Raw genomic sequence first — 19,390 nt, forward strand, 5'->3', positions numbered from 1 at the left:
GGTCCCGGATCAGCCCGGCATCAGCACCAGCAGCACCGCGACCTCGGCCATCTGCTGACTGGCGCCCAGAACGTCGCCGGTCTGGCCGCCGATCTTCGCCAGTGCCAGCCGCGCGGTCAGGGCCACGGCCAGCGCGGCCCCGATCAGGGCGCTGATCCCCGACAGACCGCAGATCCCGAATAGCACCAGCAATGCCAGCGCGATGGCCAGGCCCGCACCCAGGGCGCCGGGGCGACCGACGGCGCGCGACAATCCGTTCTCCCGCGCCGGGGGCAAGGCCGCCATCACCCCGGCCATCGCCGCCCGCGACACCGTGCCAGCGGCCACCATGGCCGTGATCCCGGCCCATGGCGAGGCGGCGAAAAGCGCGCTCAGCGCCGCCCAGCGGGCGCCCAGCGACAGCACCAGCGCGATCACCCCGAAGGCGCCGATCCGGCTGTCCTTCATGATCTCCAGCCGTCGCTCCGGGGTCTGGCCACCCCAAAGCCCGTCGGCCATGTCGGCCAGCCCGTCCTCGTGCAGCGCGCCTCCCAGCATCACGGCGGCCAGCAGCGCCAGCAGGGCCGCCGCCCCGGGCGCCAGCCCCAGCCCCAGCGTCAGCGCCCCGATCCCCCCGGCAATGGCGCCCAGCACCACGCCGGCCAGTGGCCAGGCCCAGGCCCCGGCGGCGCCGCGCGCCTGGTGGGCCGGCAGGGGCAGGCGGCTCAGCAGGCTCAGCGCCCCCAGCAGGTCATCCCATGCTCTCACGTCAGCCCTCTTTCCTGTTGCTCCGATGCTGGGACGGGTTAGACACACAGGCGCCACCAAATGCAACGGATGGACCATGACCGATACGCTCTCTTCCCTCGATGACCTCCGCCGGGCGCTGGCCGCTGCCCCGGGCGCCGATGCCGCCGCCCGCACCGCCGCCGAGGACCGCAATGCCCAGCTGACCAAGCCGCCTGGCGCGCTCGGCCGTCTGGAAGAGCTGGCGATCTGGTATGCCGGCTGGCGCGGCGATGCCCGCCCGCAGCTGCGAGCCCCCCAGGCGCTGGTCTTCGCCGCCAATCACGGCGTGACGAAACAGGGCATCTCGGCTTTCCCGGCCGAGGTCACCGCCCAGATGGTCGAGAATTTCCGCCATAACGGCGCCGGGATCAACGCGCTCGCCGGCCATGTCGGCTGCGCCATGTCGATCCATCCGATCCAGCTCGACCGGCCCACCGCCGATTTCTCCGAAGGTCCCGCGATGAGCGAGACTGAGCTGCTGGAGGCCCTCAACATCGGCTGGCAGGCGGTCGATCCCGCCGCCGACCTGCTGATCACCGGAGAGATGGGGATCGGCAACACCACCTCCGCCGCCGCGATCTCCCATGCGCTGTTCGGAGGCGAGGCCGCCGACTGGGCCGGGCGCGGCACCGGCCTCGATGACGCCGGCGTGGCGCTGAAAGCCCGTGTCATCGCAAGCGCGGTCGCCCTCAATGCCCCGAAAACCGGCTTCGAGACGCTGCGCTGCCTCGGCGGTCGCGAGGTTGCCGCCATGGCCGGCGCCATCGCCCGGGCACGCACCCTGCGCATCCCGGTGATCCTCGATGGCTACATCTGCAGCGCCGCCGCCGCCTGCCTCGCCGCAGAGGTCCCCGCGGCCCTCGATCACGCCGTCGCCGGCCATGCCAGCGCCGAGGTCGCCCATCCGGCGCTGCTCGCGCGTCTCGGCAAGGCGCCGCTGCTGACACTGGGTCTGCGCCTGGGCGAGGGCACCGGGGCCGCCGTCGCGATCAACCTGCTGGCCGCCGCCCTTGCCGCCCACAACGGCATGGCCACCTTCGCCGAAGCCGGCGTCTCGGAGGGCTGACCGGCTCTCTCATCTGGCCATAAATATCCCCGCCGGAGGCATGGCGCGACCCGTCAGGGCCGCGCCATTTCCTTGTCCCGCCGCCGCCGTGCCGACCCCTCAGGCGGCATCGTCCCGGTCCGTCTTCTGCGCCAGCAGCGCCGCCTCCAGGTCCTTCTGCAATTCCTTCGAACGCGCGATATAGGCGGCGTTCTTCAGCGTCGGCACCTCGGGGTCCCACAGCTCGGCCAGCTCGCGCACCGCCTTGCGGTCGTGATGGAAAAAGATCTTCTCCGCTTCGGCGGCCTCGAACTCGGTCAACCCGATGTTCTCCAGCACGTAGCGCCCGGCGCGCAGCGAACTGTCGAAGGTCTCGCGCACGATGTCGTCGGCACCCGCCTTGTAGAGGCGGAAGACATGGGGCCGGTCATAGGCGCGGGCGATGATATGCAGGTCGGGCCGCTGCGCCCGCGCGTAGGAGACCAGCTGGGTCACGGCCTCGGGGCTGTCCATGGCGGCGACCAGCACCCGGGCCTCCTGCAGGCCGGCGGCGTGCAGGATGTCGGGCCGGGTCGGATCGCCGAAATAGCCCTTGAAGCCGAAGCGTCGCATCAGCTCGATCGTGGTCATGTCGTGGTCCAGAACCACCGTCTCGAAGCCGGAACTCTGGACCATCCGGTTGACGATCTGTCCGAAGCGCCCGATTCCGGCGATGATGACCGGGCCGCGATCCTCGATCGTGTCGGCCTCCCGCGTCTCCGGGCCGCCCTCCGCCATCCGCCGCGACAGCACGTCGTAAAGGATGAAGACCAGCGGCGTCATCAGCATGGTCAGGGTGATCGCCAGCAGCACCCGGGCGGCCAGTTCCGAAGGCAGGACCGAGAGCCGTTCCGAGAAGCTGACCAGAACGAAGCCGAATTCCCCCGCCTGGGCCAGCGCCAGGGTGAACAGCATCAGGTTGCGCCGGCGCAGCCGGAAGATCAGCCCGAGGCCGCACAGGATCAGCCATTTCAGCGCCATCACCCCGACGGCCATCCCGATGATCGGCAGCGGATCCCCGAACAGCGTCGAAAAGTCGATCCCGGCGCCCACGGTGATGAAGAACAGCCCCAGCAGCAGGCCCTTGAAGGGCTGGATGTCGCTTTCAAGTTCATGGCGGAACGGGCTGTTGGCCAGCACGACGCCGGCCAGGAAGGTGCCAAGCGCGGGCGACAGCCCCACCAGGGTCATCACGAAGGCGATGCCGATCACGATGGCAAGGGCAAAGGCGGTGTACATCTCGGGCAGGCGGGCGGCATGGATGAAGCGGAACACCGGCCCCACCAGATAGGCGCCCGAGAGCACCACCACCGCAACCGCGCCCAGCGTGACCAGCGTCGCGCCCCAGCCCGGCAGGCTGTCGATGAGCGAGCGGGCCGCCTCGACCGCCTGGGGCGCTTCCGATGCGCCATGCAGCGCAGCCCCCTCTGCCGGGGCCAGCGCCAACAACGGCAGGAAGGCGATCATCGGGATCACCGCGATGTCCTGCGTCAGCAGCACCGCGAAGGCCGACCGTCCGCCCTGGGTCTGGATCAGCCCCTTTTCCGAGAGCGTCTGCAACACGATCGCGGTTGAGGACAGCGCCAGGATCATCCCCACCGCCATTGCTTCGCGCCACTCAAGCCCCAGCACCATGCCCGCGCCCATCACGGCGGCGCCGGTCAGCACCACCTGCAACCCGCCCAGCCCCAGCAGCTTGTGGCGCATGTTCCACAGCGCGCGGGGCTCCAGCTCCAGCCCGATCAGGAACAGCATCATCACCACGCCGAATTCGGCGAAGCTTTGCAGCGAATGGGTTTCCTGGCCGACCAGATGCAGTGCCGGGCCGATGATGATACCGGCGGCCAGGTAACCCAGCACAGATCCCAGGCCCAGGCGCGCGGCGATGGGCACGGCGATCACCGCGGCCAGCAGGTAGATCGTCGCCTGGTAGAGAAAGCCTTCCATGGTCCCTCCTTGGGGGTGCGGGCCGGTCCGGGGCGGGACCTCAGGGCATCTGGAGCAGGATGTTGCGCCCGTTCTTGATGTAGCGCAGCTGGGTTTCGCCGATGGCCGCGACGCGGCCCCCGTCCAGAGTATCGCCAACTTTCACGCGCACAACATTGCCGTCGCCCAGACGCACCAGAGCGGTGCGTTTCGAGGTGCTTCCGGTCACGCCCAGCAGGTTCACCTGCTTGAGGTTGAGCTCGTTCTTGTCGGTGGCGGTGCGGGCGACCGAAGCGGGGCTCGGGCGGGCGGGCACCACGGTCTGGGCGCTTGGCGTGGGCGCGGGCGGGGCGGCGGCGGCCTTGGCCTGGGCGGCGGCGACCTTGGCCTGGAAATTCTCGGGCCGGGGCCTGGGGCGCAGGCCTTCCTCGGCCGCATGGGAGCCCTCGGGCACCGGCGGCGCCTCGGGTTCCGGGGGCACCAGCCCCTCGGGGCGCTTGCGCGGGGTGATGGGCGCGGTCACCGGACCGTTGGCGACGGGGGTATCGGCACCGGGGGCGGTGGCGGGATCGGCGGCCTCAGGATCGCTCGCCGCCTCGGGCACGGGCGCTTCGGGGAAGACGGTGGCGGGAGGCAGCACCTCGGGGTGGCCGGCATAGACCATGACGCCCTGGGGGGTCTCTGCGCCATCGGTGGTGGCGGGCACAAGCCCGCGGGAATCCAGCGCGAACTTCTCGTCTGCGGGTGGCGGGTTCGGCGGGCTGCGGAAGCCCGTGCCGGGGCGCAGGCCGGGGGGCGCGGGCAGAGCCTGGGTGGCGCCGACGCGGTCGGCGGCGGTGATCTGCGGGAAGGTGATCTGCCCCAGCTGCGTCGGCTGGGGCACCGGCGACTGTGCCGGGGCGCGCTGCCAGATGCCCGTGGCGCCGTAGCGGGCGCGGGCTTCGGCGGGGGTGGCAACCTGGCCGGAGGCGATCTGCGTCGGATGCGGATCGCGCGCCTGGGGGCTGTCATCTCCGACCGGGGCATCGGCCCCGGTGGTCTGCGCGGGGCTTTGCAGCACATCGCCGGTCTCGCTCGGGGCGCCGAACAGCAGCCTGAGGTCGGAAAACGCGCCGGGTCCCTTCAGGGCCAGCCAGCCGCCCAGAGCAAGGGCGATCAGCACCAGCAGCAGGATCAGTCCGCGCAGCAGACCGCCGGCGGGGGTCGGGCCGCGCACGCCCCGGGCACCGAAGACGGTCATGCGGCTCGATTCGTCCGACAGGCCGGCACTGGGCTGCGGCGCGGCAGGCGCACGCACCGGATCGGGGCGCTGGTGCAGCGCCGCCTCGGCGGCCCGCACCACGGGTTCGGTGCCGGGCTGCTGCGGGGCGGCCAGCGGCACGGCGCTGCGCGCCTCGGCCAGCTCGGGGCCGGGGGTCAGCGGGAACACCGGTTCGCCGCGCTCGGGTTCCGGGCTTTCGCCCTCCAGCAGGGTTTCGGCGCAGAAGGTGGCGCCGAACCAGGGCGCTTCGGGATAGAGGCTGTCCTCGGGGTCGCCCTGGGCCATGAAGGTGACGGGCGCGAATCCCTGGGCGATGGCAAAACGCTCGGCCTCCTCCAGCGTTTCCAGCGCGATGGCCGCAATGCGCAGCCGGCCGTCGTCATCCTCCTGCCAGCAATACGCCAGATCCTCCAGCGGGTAGGGCGTGGCCCCGTCAAGCCGCGCGCGCACCTGATCCTCGATCTCCTCGGTGCCGGTGACCACGGCTTCGAGGAAACGGACCTGATCGCGGGGCAGCACCAGCGTGCAATAGTAGGGCGCCGGGTAGAGTTCGGCGGCGCGGGCCTTCAGCGCGGCCACCCCTTCGGCAAAGCGCGGGGCCTCGAAGGGCACATGCCCCACGGTTTCCCAGCGGCTGGCCGCGTCGGGGGCCCCTGCGGCGGGGGGCAGGCGATGCAGAAGGTCCAGCCCTTCGGGCAGGAAGTTCAGGGCAAAATTCGGTCGCATGCTCGGGCTGGGTCTCGTCGTCTGGTCGGTGGCGGGGCCCGGGTCTTCTGCCCGGCTCTCCTCCTGATACGACCCTTCCGCTTTGGGTCCGTCGGGCCTTCGCCGCAGACCACGACGAAAATCCGGAAGAAGCCCCTCACCTTAACGCGCGACGGCGCGCGGAGAAAGCGCCCGCGCGGGGCTTCGGCGGAAATGCGACGCCGGGGAAGCTGCTCAGCGCATCCAGAAACCCGCGCGTTTCAACCGGTTGCGCAGGGCCTGCTCGCGGCGTGGCAGTCCCTCGGTTTCGATCAGGGTGCGGATCTTGCGACCGCGTCCCTGGTAGATCATCCGGCGCATGGCTTCGTGCCCCTTCAGCACCTTCTTGATGCGGTTCGGCGCCGCGATCTCCTCCAGCGCGTCCAGGACGGCGGGGGCCTCGCGGGCGTAAAGCAGCGGCAGGAAGCGGTAATGGCAGCTGACCCGCCCGTCCAGGTGGCCGGGCGCCAGCGCGTCCCGCCCGCCGCCCAATGCGTGGATCACCAGCGGCAGGGCGATCTGATCCAGCCAGGGGGTCAGGCTCTGGCAGGTCAGCGGTTCGGGGGGGCTGTCGCGGATCCGGCAGGCATAGTCCAGGAAGCGTGCCCCGAAGCGGGCCGGGTTTTCGTGGTAGAAGAAGCCGGCGTTGAAATAGAGGTAGCGGCGCCAGTATTCATCCGGCTGGCCGAGGTCGAGGGAGCTTTCGTAATCCAGTCCGAACTGGTCGTAGAGGCTTTTCCAGATCGTGCCGTAGCCGGGTCCGTAAAGCTCGATCACCGGCCAGCTGCCCTCGACCCGGAGCGAGGCCGAGGGACGGGTGAAATCGAAGGGCACCGAGGTCAGCTCGTCCAGTATCAGCGTGTCGCTGTCGAAAAAGACGAAGGGCGCATCGGGCAGGGCGCACAGGCCTTCGATCTTGTTGCCATGGGGATAGGCGCTGCCGAAATGGCGGCTGTCGAAGGGCGTGATCTCGGCCCCCAGATCCAGCAGCAGGCGGCGGACCTCCGGGTCGGAAATCCGCGGGTCCTCGGGCCAGAGCGGACCGGGCTGGGGCTCTGCCACGATCAGCCGGCCGGAAAATCCCGGGGAACGGGCCCTGAGGGAGGCGGCGAAGAGCGCGGCCTCGTATTGCAGGCGCCCGGCCTGGGCGATCAGGATCACGTTGAAGGCGGGCGAAGGTGAGGCGGGCGGCGGCACGAGGGATTCCCGTCTGGGTTGCGCGCGCAGGATAGGCGCGGAACCTGCCGCGACCTAGCCCCGACAGCTGTCGGAGCGCGAAAAACTGCGGCAAATGGGACGGATGGGGGTGCGGCGGGTGATGACGACCGCCGCACCGGGCCGTGCCCCCGGAGTGTGGGGTGAGAGAACCTTGCGCCGCGTCAGGGACTAATCATCCGAAGCGAAGATGCAGGGGGCGGACCTTGGGGGACTGTGTGGCGGGTTTGGTTAACGATTGGTTAATGCTACTGCCAGAAAGGCGCGCAACCCTCTGAATCTCATGGATTTCGTTGCGTCAACCAGCGCGACACAGCAGTTGTTCCGCGCCCATGGTCTTGGCCTCGTAGAGAGAGGAATCTGCCGCCTGAAGCGCCTGCTCCAGCGTCCACAGATCCCCGGGCCAGTGCGTGGCGCCGATGCTGGCGCTGATCTCGATATCGGTGAAGCTGGTGAATTCGCGGATGGATTTCTGCAGTCTCTGGCCGATCAGCGCGGCGATCTTCAGGTCGACATTCATCAGCATGATGGCAAACTCGGCCTCACCGGTGCGCGCCAGCTCGTCCGAGGTGCGAATGCCGTCGCGGATCGCCGCAGCGGTACGGCGCAGCGCGGTTTCGCGGAAGGCGCGGCCGTGACGGCGGCTCTTGGGGGCGAAGTCGTCGATCTCTACCAGCAGCAGGCAGCGCCCGTTCGGCGTGGCCTCGCTGCTGCGGGTATTGAACACCTCTTCCAGCCCGGCGCGGTTCAGCACTCCGGTCAGCGGATCCAGGTTGACGCATTGCTGAAGGTAGCGTTCGCGGCGGGCGCGGCGGCGCTCGAACTCAAGAAAGCCGCCGAAGATCATCGTGGCCAGCACGTAGTAGCACAGCATCACCGGGATCAGTTGGCTGAGCCGGGTCAGCACGTCGCTGGGCAGCAGGAAGAAGGCCGGCAGGATGGTCAGGCCGAAGGTCAGCCCCATCAGCGCGCGCCGGCGCAGCGAAAGGTCCTGTCCGCGCAGCGCCGGCAGCGACCAGAACAGGCCGAGCGCGGCGCCGATGCACATGCCGGAGATCCCGCTGAGCATGCCGGGGCCGCTCAGCACGATCCGGTAGGAGACCGCCATGGCAAGCGAGATCGCGGTGGCAATCGGCCCGACGAAGAAACCGGCGAAGCCGATGAACAGGCTGCGCCCGTCCAGGATCACCCCCGGCCCCAGCTGGATTGGCGTGTTCATCGAAATCACGGCGGCGCCGCCGAAGGCGAATCCCAGCAGGACATGCCTTAGCCAGCGCAGCGGGACCTTCTGGTGCGTATAGCTGTAGGCAAAGGACACCAGGGCCATCAGGCCCATGCCCAGGATCACGAGTGAGAAACTTGCCAAGTCGCGCCCTCCATTGACTGCCGGCCCCTTTTGGACGAATTCGCCTGCTCCTGTATTGATGCAGATTAAATGGCGAATTTGAATATGTTGCGTGTCTTTCGGGGTTTGTAAACTGTCCCGAAGGTTGGACGGGGCCGGACATGGCAAGGGGGCCGCGCCGGGCGCGACCCCCTCGAAGGATTTCGGATTGCGGTGGCCGCGTCAGGAATGGCCCCAGGTGTTCAGCGGTGCGGCGCGGACGGCCGCCATCTCCTGGCCAAGGTCCAGGCGGCGTGCCAGGAGCAGGTAGAGCAGCGAGGAAACCGCGAGGCCGACCACGAAGGAGATGTCCACGCCGCCCAGATGCGCCGCGATCGGGCCGGTATAGAGGGCCGAGCTGAAGAACGGCACCATGGCCAGGAAGCCGACGACATAGCTGATCAGGCCGATGCCGCCCCAGGTGCCGTAGAGCCCGCCGTCCGGGCGCATGATGTCGGTGATCGAGTAGCGGCCCTTCCGCACGCAGTAGTAGTCGGTCAGGTTGACGGCGGTCCAGGGGATCAGCACGTAGCCTAGCAGGGCAAGGTAGGCTCCGAAGGCGTTCAGCGTGTCCTGGGTCAGGGCGAAGCTGACCAGGACCGCCAGTACCATGCCGATGCTGATCGACACGAAGCGCAGCCGGGCGGTGGGTTTCAGCGGCCGGAACGCCTCCAGCCCCGAGATCAGCGCCAGCGTGCCGCTGTAGGCGGTGATCGAGGTGGTGATCAGGCAGCTCAGTGCCGCGACGATCATGGTGAAGGTGCCCAGGCCGAAGCCGAAGCTGTCGCCCAGCTGGCGCACGGCGGCGATGGTGTCGAGGCCGGGGAAGGCGGCGGTCAGCACGGCGCCGATCCCCTCCAGCCAGACCGCCGAGAGGGTGGTGCCGAAGAACACCGAGGCCGAGACCTTGGCACCGCTGGTTTTGGCCGGCAGGTAGCGCGTGTAGTCCGAGACCAGGGGCGCGATGGCCAGCTGGTAGATCGCCGAGACGCCGAACTGCAGGAAGAACCCATGCGCCGAGACCCCGCCCGTGGCGAACAGCGTGCCGACAGGAAGTACCGTGAAGACGGCGAGGGTCAGCAGGGCGAAGTTGATCAGCGTCAGCCAGGAGGCAAACTTTTCAATCTTCATCACCATCCGGAAGCCGACGATGGCGATCAGCCCGGCCAGAGCCGCGATGACGATCTGCAGCAGGTGAAGCGCGCCGATGCCCGTCACGTCGCCGACCGCATAGGAGGCGGTCTGGATCAGGAAGACGGCAAAGCCGAAGGGCGAAAGGGTCGCGGCCAGGATCGGCAGCAGCACGCCGCGCGATCCGAACTGCACCCTCGACTGGATCATCTGCGGCAGGCCCATCACCGGTCCCTGGGCGCCGTGGAAGGCCTGGAACAGCGTGCCCACCAGCGACCCCGCGACGATCGCCAGCAGTGCCCAGCCCAGCGACAGGCCGGCGGCAATGCCGACGGCGCCGGTATAGATCGTCAGGATCTGGGCGTTCACCATGAACCATAGCTGGACCTGTGATCGCACGTTGCCGTGGCGTTCGCTCTCCGGGACGAAATCGAAGGAGCGTGTTTCAAGGAGCGGTTCGGACGACATTTGTACCCCCATGTCATTACGCAGCCGGGCTGCGGTGCTGCCAGAGGGGGATCCGGGCCCTCCCGTCCGGCCTGAGGCAGCCTAGCTTTCGGCGGACGGGGCGGCTCGGACTGGGAGGCCAGATTATCGTGCTTTCCGGCCAGAGGCCGGCAGGGTCAGTGCGGGCTGGCGATCTGGCGCGGCGTGATGCCATAGGCCTTCTTGAAGGCGCGGCCGAAATAGGACAGGTCGCGGAAACCGCAGTCATAGGCGACCTCGGTCACCGAACGGCCCCGGCCCTCGCTGAGGCGGGCGTGGGCCTCGGCCAGGCGGCGGTCGCGCAGCCAGGCCATCGGGGTGGTGCCCTCGGCGGCGAAGGCCCGCCCCAGGGAGCGCACGGAGATGTTCTGCGCGGTGGCGATGCCGGCGACGCTCAGCTCCTCGTCGCCGAGGTGCTCCAGCATGAAGCGCTTGATCCGGTTGAGGGCCTGGTTGCGGCCGGCGACGGCGGCCCGGTCCTGCGGGCGGCCATGGCCGAAGGCGCCGGTGATCAGGTCAAGCGCGGGCGCGATGAAGCTGTCGGGCAGCTCTCCGTCGCGGGCGGTTTCCATCAGGTTGCCGACCAGGCCGCGGATCAGCGAGGCCTGGGGGCGGTCGGCAGTCATCAGCGTGCCGCCCAGGTCGCGCACGCCCAGCATCCGGGCTTCCATCATCGGGCGCGGCACCCGCAGCAGCATGGTGCGGTAGCTTTCGGCATAGTCGTATTCGTAGGGGCGGGCGGAATCGTAGATCATCACCGTGCCGGGGGCATGCAGCACCGCGCGGTCGTTCTGGCGGAAGCGTCCGCCGCCTTCCAGCATCACCGAAACGAAGAAGGAATCGGTCTGAGATCGCCGGATGTGCCGTTCGGTCCGGGTGTAGCGCACGGGATCGGAGGACAGCGCGGTCATCTCCGCCTCGCCGCATTTGGCGATCTCGATCTCTGCCCGAAAGCCGCGCGGGGTCCGGCTCAGCCCGTCGCAATGCGCGTAGGAGCGTTCGACGATGTCATGCCAGAAATCGTATTGCGCGCGGGTATCCTGATGGGCCGTGGTCAGGTGTTCCATTCCGCTCACCTCATGCTGCTGACCCGGTACAATACAGGATGTGCCCGGATATGCATCCGCGACGCGGCAATTGCCGGGAAAACAGCCGGTGTTTTGCGCATCCGCCTTGAATTTAGACTGCTTCGGGATCCGATTGCCCGGAAAATGAACGGTATGGAATCGCAAATGGATTTGTCATGTCCGGAACAATGCGCGACCGAGGCCGGGGCGTGGTGCCAGCGGGCAGCAAAAAAGCCCTAGGTCTTGCGACCCAGGGCTTTCTATGGCTCCGGCGGTAGGGATCGAACCTACGACCAATTGATTAACAGTCAACTGCTCTACCGCTGAGCTACGCCGGAACATGTGGCGGTGTATAGCGATGCGATTCCGGGTCCGCAAGCCGTTGCGTGGCGATTTTTGCCGGAAAAATTCCTGCCGTGGCGGCAGGTCCGAACCGGGTCCGGAACCCGGGCCCGAAGGCCCGGATCCCGGGGCTGTTCAGCGGTTGCGGCCAAGCGCCGAAAGCGGCGCGCGGAAGGTCTCGCGCATGGAGAAGGCCGAGATGGCGGCGACCGTCGAGGTCAGGCAGCCGAAGATCGCGACCGGGACCCAGTGGGTCAGGCCGGGGCCGGCCAGGGCTGCGGCGATGGTCGGGGCGAAGCCGCCCATGGCAAAGCCGAACTGGGTACCGATCGCCATGCCCGACAGCCGGATCTTGGTCTCGAACTGTTCGGAGAACAGCGCGAAGGCGGAGCCGGAATAGGCGCTGTAGACCACGCCCGACATCAGGATGCCGGTGACGTAGATCATCGGCACGTTGGTCTGGGTGATCGACCAGATGAAGGGCCAGATCATCAGGGCGCTGCCGAGCGAGCCGATGATGAAGACCGGCTTGCGCCCGATCCGGTCGGCGACGGCCGCCCAGGCCGGGATCGCCACCAGGGCCACCAGGTTGGCGCAGATCAGCATGGTCAGCATGGTGGTTCGGCTGACGCCCATCGTCTCCACGCCGTAGTTCAGCGCATAGATCGTCGCCAGCGTCGAGGTGACAGAGGCGAAGGCCGCCAGCAGCACCCGCACGACGTCGGGCAGGTAGCCGAGCGCAAAGAGCGCCTTCAGCGGGTTGTCCTTGGTGCCCTGTTCGCGCTCCTCCTCGAAGGCGTCGGGCTCGGGCAGGCTGCGGCGGATCCACCAGGCGATGGCCATGACGACGATCGACAGCAGGAAGGGGATGCGCCAGCCCCAGCTCAGCAGCTGGTCATCGGGCAGGGCGAAAAGCGGCAGGAACACCGCCGTCGCCAGCACCTGACCGCCCTGCGTCCCCGCCAGCGTGAAGCTGGAGAAGAAGGCGCGGCGGCCTTCGGGCGCATGTTCGATGGTCATCGAGGTGGCGCCGGACTGTTCGCCCGCCACCGCGAGGCCCTGGCAGATCCGCAGGCTGACCAGCGCGATCGGGGCCCAGATGCCGATCTGGTCGTAGGTCGGCATCAGGCCGATGATGAAGGTACAGATGCCCATCCCCAGCAGGGTCAGCAGCATCACCACCTTGCGCCCGAAAACGTCGCCGATGTAGCCCATGACGAAGGCGCCGAGGGGGCGGGCCACATAGGCCACGCCGAAGGTCGCCAGCGACAGCAGGGTCGCCATGCTGGGATCGTCGGCGGGGAAGATGATGCGGGCAAAGACCAGCGCCGCGGCGCTGCCGTAGATGAAGAAATCGTAGTATTCCAGGGCGCTGCCGATCCAGGCGGCCAGGGCCGCCTTGCCGGATGCCGGGGATTGCGCCTTGGCTGCGGACTGGGACGCGCTGCGCGTCCCGCCCATCTCATGTTCGATATCGACCATGTATTCTCCTCCGTGTGGCGGCGTCCTGCGCCGCCTCTGGTAACTGTTCCCTGACAGGTGTGTCTGGTGATGAGAGAGCAGCCGGGATCCTCGGTCCCGGCCGGATGAGACGACCGGGGGCTAGCTGGCTCCGGTCGGGACCGTGTCCCAGAACATCCCGAGCGCGGTGCGCCGGAAGACCTGGTCACGGTCGTCGGGGTCGGGCAGCTGCCGCGCGACCAGCGGCAGCAGCGGCCCGTAATCGACGCGTTCCTCGACGCGCAGGAAGGGCCAGTCCGATCCCCAGACGGTGCGCGCCGGGGAGTAGGCCCCGAGCAGCTCTGCCAGGAAGGGATCGGCGGCGGTGAAGGGATGCGGGAAGGGGGCGAACTTGTGCTGCCCCGACAGCTTGAGGACGGTGGGCGCGGCGCGCTCGGACAGCGCCAGCAGCGCCCGGAAGGCGGGGCTGTCGATCCCTGCACGCAGGTCGGGGCGCCCGCAATGGTCGATCGCCAGCCGCACCGGGCTGTCGCCGATCACCTCAAGCGCCTCGAAAATGCCGTCGCCCTCGAACTGGATGTCGAGGACCATGTCCAGGTCCACCAGCTTCTCGGTCAGCGCGGCGTGATCGCGGAAGGCGCCCGGTGCCGCGCCGGCCATCAGGTAGGCGACGCCGACGATGCCCTGCGCCTTCAGATCGGCGAGGGCGTCATGGCTGATGTCGGGCGCGACCAGCGCGATGCCCTTCCAGAGCCCGCCCGAGCGCGCGATGGCATCCAGCATGGCGGAATTGTCGGTGCCGTAGCCCGAGGTCGGCTGCACCAGCAGCGCGCGCTCCACCCCGGCCGAGGCGAAGACCGCAAGCAGCTGTTCACGCGTGGCGATCTCGGCGCCCTGCGGGCGATAGAGGGCGTCGGGCGCATAGGGGAAACGGGCGGGATCGAACAGGTGCAGGTGACAGTCGATCTTCGGCGCGCCGATCAGCTCGCTCTGCATGGGGTTACCAGCCCAGCTGGGAAACGACGCGGCGCAGGCACATCAGGTAACCGTCGATCCCGAAGCCAGCGATCACCCCGTCGGCGCGCGCCGAGACGTAGGAATGGTGCCGGAAGGCTTCGCGCTTGTGCACATTGGTGATGTGGCACTCGTAGACCGGGCCTTCGAAGGTGTGCAGCGCGTCCAGGATCGCGACCGAGGTATGGGTATAGGCGGCGGGGTTGATGATGATCGCGTCGGCGCTCTCGCGGGCGGCGTGGATCAGATCCACCAGCGCCCCCTCGTGGTTCGACTGGAAAAAGCCGATCTCGACCCCGTGTTCGGCGGCGAGGGCGCGCAGGTTGCGCTCGACATCCTCCAGCGTGTCGCGGCCGTAGATTTCCGGCTGCCGCTTGCCGAGGAGATTCAGGTTCGGTCCGTTCAGGACATGGACGGTGCGTGCCATCGAGAGAGACTTTCTGTTTTCGCCACCGTTGCTGCGAAGGGCCGTCGGGCGGCGTCGCGGGCTGATCTGTGCCACTGCGCGAACGCCAATGCGACGACCGGGACTTCACGTTCCGGCGAGCAGTTGGTTCGTGGGGAAGGGGTACGGGAGTCCGTCCGTCGACGGCACAGTCCTCCCAGCTCCTCCCGAGGGGGAGGCTAGGGCGATGAAGAAAGCAAGACAATGGTATGATCAAAGATTAATGGTAAGCTTAGCTTAATTCTGGGGAGGATTTTGATGGATTTGCGGAAACTTCACGTCTTCGTGACTGCGGCCGAGACGCTGAACTACCGTCATGCGGCAGAGCGTCTTTCGGTTTCGCCTCCTGCGGTCAGCCAGCAGATCCATGCGCTGGAGGCGGAGCTGGGTCTCACGCTGTTCCGCCGCCGCGCCCGGGGGGTGGAGCTGACCGAGGCCGGGCAGCTGGTGCTTCCGGCGCTTTCGGCGGTGGTCGAACGCGTCGCCCAGGCCGAGCAGGAGATCGAGACGGTGCGGCGCGGCGAGCGCGGCGTGATCGTCATGGGCTATTCGACCTCGCTGATGAGCGAGGACCTGCTGCCGGATCGGCTGCGGATCTTCTGCGAGGCCAATCCCGAGATCGAGATCGACTTTCGCCCGCTGCGCGTTGCCGATGCGGTGGCGCAGATGGCGGAGGGAGAGCTGGACGTCGCGGTGATGCGGATGCCGCTGCCGGCGGTGGCGGGCTCGATCCGGGTGCAGACCTTCACCCGTTCGCCGATGGCGCTTGCGGTACCCGAGGGCCATCGCCTGGCGGGCGAGACCCGGGTGCCGGTGGCGGCGCTGGAGGGGCTGGACGTGGTGGTGATGGGCGATCCCCAGGGCGTCGGGCTGGGGCAGGTGGTGCGGGCGCTGCTGGAACGTCACGGCGTGCGCCCGGCCAGCCAGCGCCCGATCGAGGACATGAGCAGCATGCTGGGCATGGTCGCCGCCGGCATGGGCGTCGCGGTGGTGCCCGAAAGCATCGCCCGGGCGCGCCGCCGGGTGCGCACCATCCCGTTCAGCGACATCAGCCCCTGGTGCGAGGCCGCCGTGCTGTCGCGCGGCAGCGGCGCCGCGGCCCATATCCGCCGCCTTGTCGAAGCGCTGACGCGCTAGCCCGGCGGGGCCCGCAGCCCCCCGGTGCCGCGAAATCGGTTCAACTCGTCACTATTCCTGGGGCCCAGTTCACCTCCTGTTACCGAAATCCGACGAAAAGTGGGCCGCGCGACGGGAGATGTCGTGCTTGACAGGAGGATTTCACATGCGCCGACTTCTCGGCTGTGTCGCCATTGCGGCGCTTCATGCCACCGGTGCCGGGGCTCAGACGACCATCGGGGTCACCCTTGCGGATGCCAGCTTTGCCTTCGTGAAGGGGCTGGAGGCGGCCTATGCCGCGCGGGACGACGTGCAGATCGTGCTGAAGGACGCCAAGGGCGACGGCGCCCTGCAGGTCAAGCAGGTCGAGGAATTCGTGGCCGCCGGTGTCGATGCGATCATCGTCAACCCGATCCAGCCGGACAACGGCATCGCCACCACAATGGCGGCGGGCAAGGTGCCGCTGGTCTACGTGAACCAGGAACCGATCAACAGCTCGATGCTGCCGGCGGGCCAGGGCTACGTCGGCTCGAACGAGACGGAGTCGGGCACGCTGGAGATGACCGAGGTCTGCCGCCTGATGGGCGGCAAGGGTGTCATCGCGGTGCTGATCGGCAACCTTGAGACCAATGCGGCAAGGGTGCGCACCGAGGCGGTGCATTCGGTGCTGGACACGTCCGAATGCAAGGGCATCAGCGCCATCATCGAGGGGGAGGCCTTCTGGGAGCCCGGCCCGGCCGAGACCCTGGTGGCCGGCTGGCTGGCCGACGGGCTGACCTTCGACGCCATCGTGTCCAACAACGATGCCATGGCCCACGGGGCGCTCAAGGCCCTGAAGGCGGCGGGCATCGGTCCCCAGGACATGATTGTCGCCGGCATCGACGGCACGCCGGATACCCTGGCCGCGCTGGCCACCGGCGATTTCGACGTCACCGTGTTCCAGAATGCCGCCGGGCAGGCCAACGGGTCGGTCGATCTGGCAAAGCGCTTCGTCGAGGGCGACACGGCCGAACAGTTCCTCTGGGTGCCATTCGAGCTCGTGACCCCCGAGAACCGCGCCAATTACATGAAATGACCCGAGAGGGGCCGCCGGGCGCGGCCCTTCCGTTCACTTGGGAATTGTCCTGATGCCAGCCTTCCTCAACAAGATCACCGTTCGCGTCGGTTTCCTCATGCTGCTGATGAGCGCCGCGACCTTTGCCGCGGTTGCGACCGGGCTGCTTGTCTTCCGGTCCTTCTCGGGGGAATTCGAACGAATGGTCCGGCAGGATCTGCCGGAGATCAGCGCCAGCACGCGGCTGCTGGTGCGCAGCGGCGCGCTGAAGGATGATTTCGCCAGCATCCTGCTGGCCGAAACGCCCGAAAAGCTGGAGACCGCAGAGGCCAATGCGCACAAGACCGCCGAGGATTTCCGCAAGGATGCCGAGGCGATCGACGGCACGGAAGGCAAGTTTTCCGCCCATGCCGACGAGATCCTCAGCAGCGTGACCGCGCTGGTGGATGCCCGGGCGGCGGAATTCGCGGCCTTGGAGGCCGGGGAGCGGGCGACGCAGAGGCTTCAGCTGACCAATCGCTGGATCTCGGCCGAGTTGACGGGCCTGCAGAACCGCGGCGTCGCGCTGATGGAAGCGGGCTCTCAGCTGACCATCCAGCAGATCGACGGCACGTTGCAGACCCTGGTGGAAAAGGATTTCGGGCTGCTGACCACGGCCCTTCAGCTGCAGGCGGATCTGAACCTGTTCACCGGTTCCATCGTGGCGCTGTCGCAGCTTGAGGATCCGACGCTGCGCGAGACGCTGATCGAGACCGGGCGCGCGGCCCTGGCCCGATATCAGGCGGCCCTGCCGGAGCTTCTGGCCCAGGACAGGGTGCCGCTGGATGCGGTGGCCTTGCAGACGATCCTGCTGGTGGGCAAGTCGACGCTGGATCCGGACCGGGTGGTCAGCCGTCGGCCCGACCAGCTTCTGGAGCTGCGCAGCCAGAGCGAAGCGGCGATTGCCGGGGCCGTCGACGGCCTGCGCGCCGCGCTCGAAACCCGCGCCAGCGAAGCGGGGGCCGAGAACAAGACCCGCATCACCGAGTTGATCCACGGCGACGTGGCGAAACTGCTACGTCTGGCGCGGTTGTCGGAACATGCCTTCGGCTTTTCGCTGGGGATCATGCAGCTGGCCAGCGGCGAGACGGTCACGGCGGTGCAGAAGGCCCAGACCGCGCTGAACCGGGAGCGCGACCCGGTGGTCGAGGAAATGAATTCCGTGGCGCCCAGCCTGAACCGGCAGGCCCGCGAGCTGATGGCGCTGTCGGATCCAGAGACCGGGATGGGTGCGCATCGGATTGCCACGCTGCAGGCGCGGCAGGCGGCCGCAAAGGCCTCTTCGGTCAGCGCGGCGGCGATTGCCGCAACGGCGGAGCTGGTGCGCAATGCCACGCTGGGCGCGCTGGACACGATCGACGGCAATGGCCGGACCCTGCTGGCCGATGCGGCTTCCGCGGAGCAGCGGATGGTCAGCATTGCCGGAGCGGCGGTGGCGCTGCTGGTGGTTGTGATGATCTTCCTCTACCTCTGGTTGTCGCGCCCGCTGGGCCGGGTGACCGAGGCGACACGGCGCCTGTCCGGCCAGGACATGACGGCGCTTGATGGCCTGCCCAAGGCCCGGGGCGAGATCGGCGACATGATCGCCGCCCTGACCATCTTCCGTGACAACATGGTCCGAGCCCGGGAGCTGGAGCAGCAGGCCGAAACCGAGCGCCGCGCGCGCATGGAAGAGCAGGAGCAGATCGTGTCGGAACTGGCAACCGGCCTGACGCAGCTGCGTCAGGGCGATCTGACCCACAAGATCCAGCGGCCCTTCCCGGAAGGCTACGAGGCGCTGCGGGTCGATTTCAACGAGACCCTGTCGAACCTTTCGACGACGATCTCGGTGATCCTCAGCAATGCCGAGTCGGTCATGGAAGTCTCGGGCGACCTGAGCCGTTCCTCGGATGATCTGGCGCGCCAGAGCGAGAAATCCGCGGCCTCTCTGGAAGAGGTGGCGGCGGCACTGGAAGTGCTGACGATCTCCGTGCGCGACTCCAGCCGCTACGCCCAGGAAAGCGAGCAGATCGTGACCGGCACTCAGAACCGGGCGGATGAGGCCCGCAAGGTCGTCGACGACACGATCAGCGCCATGCAGCTGGTCAACCAGTCCTCCGAGCGAGTGGTGGAGATCATCCGGGTGATCGATGACATTGCCTTCCAGACCAACTTGCTGGCGCTGAACGCTGGTGTGGAGGCGGCGCGGGCCGGCGAGGCCGGTCGCGGCTTCGCGGTGGTCGCTTCGGAGGTGCGTGACCTGGCGCAGCGCTCGTCCGATGCGGCGGGCGAGATCCGGCAGCTGATCAGCGAAAGCAACCAGAACGTGGTCAACGGCACCACTCTGGTCGACAGCACCGGGAACTTCCTGAAGCAGCTGATCGAAAGCATCGACACCATGGCGGGGAATATGCGCTCGATCTCGGAGGCGTCGCAGGAACAGGCGGGCCGCCTCGACGAGATCAACAATGCGGCCTCGCAGCTGGATCGCACGACCCAGCACAATGCGGCACGGTTCGAGGAAACCAGCGCGGCGACGGTCAACCTGGCGAGCGCGGCCGAAACCCTGGTCGGCGAAGTGTCGAATTTCCGCACCGGGGCCGGAGGCACCGGCGGTGGCATGGCAAAGGCGGCACCTGCACCCGCCCGCAACGCCCGCCCGCAGCAAATCACCACGGTGCAGGAAAAGGCCGACCCCAGCGGCTGGGAGGAATGGTGATCCGGTCGCTCCGTCCGGGTGAGTACCGGAACCTGACCTTTGCCCGAGGCCACTGTGGCAGAAGACCCAGCGCAGCTGGGCGTGGCCATTCGGGCCCTGTCCCCTTGGCTCAGTTCCGAACGGGCGCGCGGCACCGCGTGGTGGCGGGTCAACGA

General features: G+C 68.2%; 14 protein-coding genes and 1 tRNA gene. 4 read left to right on the forward strand and 11 right to left on the reverse strand.

The window, feature by feature from the left end:
* Positions 1-9: 9 nt before the first annotated feature.
* Positions 10-747 (reverse strand): adenosylcobinamide-GDP ribazoletransferase, encoded by a 738-nt coding sequence (gene cobS, locus KM176_RS07645; protein WP_311136143.1) that lies wholly within the window; start codon positions 745-747, stop codon positions 10-12.
* Between the two features lie 76 nt (positions 748-823).
* On the opposite strand from cobS, the gene cobT reads away from it, so the two are divergent.
* Positions 824-1,834: a nicotinate-nucleotide--dimethylbenzimidazole phosphoribosyltransferase gene (gene cobT, locus KM176_RS07650; RefSeq protein WP_160893051.1), complete on the forward strand. Its 1,011-nt coding sequence runs from the start codon at positions 824-826 to the stop codon at positions 1,832-1,834.
* Between the two features lie 99 nt (positions 1,835-1,933).
* On the opposite strand, the gene KM176_RS07655 is transcribed toward cobT, so the two are convergent.
* The 10 genes from KM176_RS07655 to aroQ form a co-directional block, all read right to left on the reverse strand.
* On the reverse strand, positions 1,934-3,799 hold the full coding sequence (locus tag KM176_RS07655; RefSeq protein WP_160893053.1) for a monovalent cation:proton antiporter-2 (CPA2) family protein: 1,866 nt from the start codon (positions 3,797-3,799) through the stop codon (positions 1,934-1,936).
* A gap of 40 nt (positions 3,800-3,839) precedes the next feature.
* The gene (locus KM176_RS07660) at positions 3,840-5,765 is read right to left on the reverse strand and encodes a hypothetical protein (protein ID WP_160893055.1); all 1,926 of its coding nucleotides are present in this window, start codon (positions 5,763-5,765) and stop codon (positions 3,840-3,842) included.
* Positions 5,766-5,978: 213 nt separating this feature from the next.
* Positions 5,979-6,980 carry a hypothetical protein gene (locus KM176_RS07665; RefSeq protein WP_160893057.1) on the reverse strand — a complete coding sequence of 334 codons (1,002 nt, stop codon included), beginning with the start codon at positions 6,978-6,980 and terminating at the stop codon, positions 5,979-5,981.
* Between the two features lie 316 nt (positions 6,981-7,296).
* Positions 7,297-8,364 carry a diguanylate cyclase gene (locus KM176_RS07670; protein ID WP_160893060.1) on the reverse strand — a complete coding sequence of 356 codons (1,068 nt, stop codon included), beginning with the start codon at positions 8,362-8,364 and terminating at the stop codon, positions 7,297-7,299.
* A 201-nt stretch (positions 8,365-8,565) separates the two neighbouring features.
* Positions 8,566-9,981, reverse strand: coding sequence for a purine-cytosine permease family protein (locus tag KM176_RS07675; RefSeq protein WP_160893062.1), 1,416 nt, complete (start codon positions 9,979-9,981; stop codon positions 8,566-8,568).
* A 155-nt stretch (positions 9,982-10,136) separates the two neighbouring features.
* Entirely contained in the window at positions 10,137-11,066 is a 930-nt protein-coding gene (locus KM176_RS07680) for a helix-turn-helix domain-containing protein (protein WP_160893064.1), read from the reverse strand.
* Between the two features lie 263 nt (positions 11,067-11,329).
* Positions 11,330-11,404: transfer RNA gene (locus tag KM176_RS07685), tRNA-Asn, on the reverse strand.
* Positions 11,405-11,543: 139 nt separating this feature from the next.
* Positions 11,544-12,890: an MFS transporter gene (locus tag KM176_RS07690; RefSeq protein WP_202397769.1), complete on the reverse strand. Its 1,347-nt coding sequence runs from the start codon at positions 12,888-12,890 to the stop codon at positions 11,544-11,546.
* Between the two features lie 120 nt (positions 12,891-13,010).
* A complete protein-coding gene (locus KM176_RS07695) occupies positions 13,011-13,865 on the reverse strand; it encodes an amidohydrolase family protein (RefSeq protein ID WP_160893066.1) in 855 nt (284 codons plus the stop codon).
* 4 nt (positions 13,866-13,869) lie between these two features.
* Complete coding sequence (gene aroQ, locus KM176_RS07700) at positions 13,870-14,310, reverse strand: type II 3-dehydroquinate dehydratase (RefSeq protein WP_160893068.1); 441 nt, start codon at positions 14,308-14,310, stop codon at positions 13,870-13,872.
* Positions 14,311-14,586: 276 nt separating this feature from the next.
* Here aroQ and KM176_RS07705 point away from each other — a divergent pair, with 276 nt between their 5' ends.
* The 3 genes from KM176_RS07705 (at position 14,587) to KM176_RS07715 (ending at position 19,235) form a co-directional block, all read left to right on the forward strand.
* Complete coding sequence (locus KM176_RS07705; RefSeq protein ID WP_160893070.1) at positions 14,587-15,465, forward strand: LysR family transcriptional regulator; 879 nt, start codon at positions 14,587-14,589, stop codon at positions 15,463-15,465.
* A gap of 145 nt (positions 15,466-15,610) precedes the next feature.
* Positions 15,611-16,519 carry a substrate-binding domain-containing protein gene (locus KM176_RS07710; protein WP_160893072.1) on the forward strand — a complete coding sequence of 303 codons (909 nt, stop codon included), beginning with the start codon at positions 15,611-15,613 and terminating at the stop codon, positions 16,517-16,519.
* Positions 16,520-16,571: 52 nt separating this feature from the next.
* Positions 16,572-19,235 (forward strand): methyl-accepting chemotaxis protein, encoded by a 2,664-nt coding sequence (locus KM176_RS07715; protein ID WP_160893074.1) that lies wholly within the window; start codon positions 16,572-16,574, stop codon positions 19,233-19,235.
* Positions 19,236-19,390 lie beyond the last annotated feature (155 nt).

This window comes from Pseudooceanicola endophyticus, from assembly GCF_018760365.1.
In the GTDB taxonomy this organism is placed as follows: domain Bacteria; phylum Pseudomonadota; class Alphaproteobacteria; order Rhodobacterales; family Rhodobacteraceae; genus Pseudooceanicola; species Pseudooceanicola endophyticus.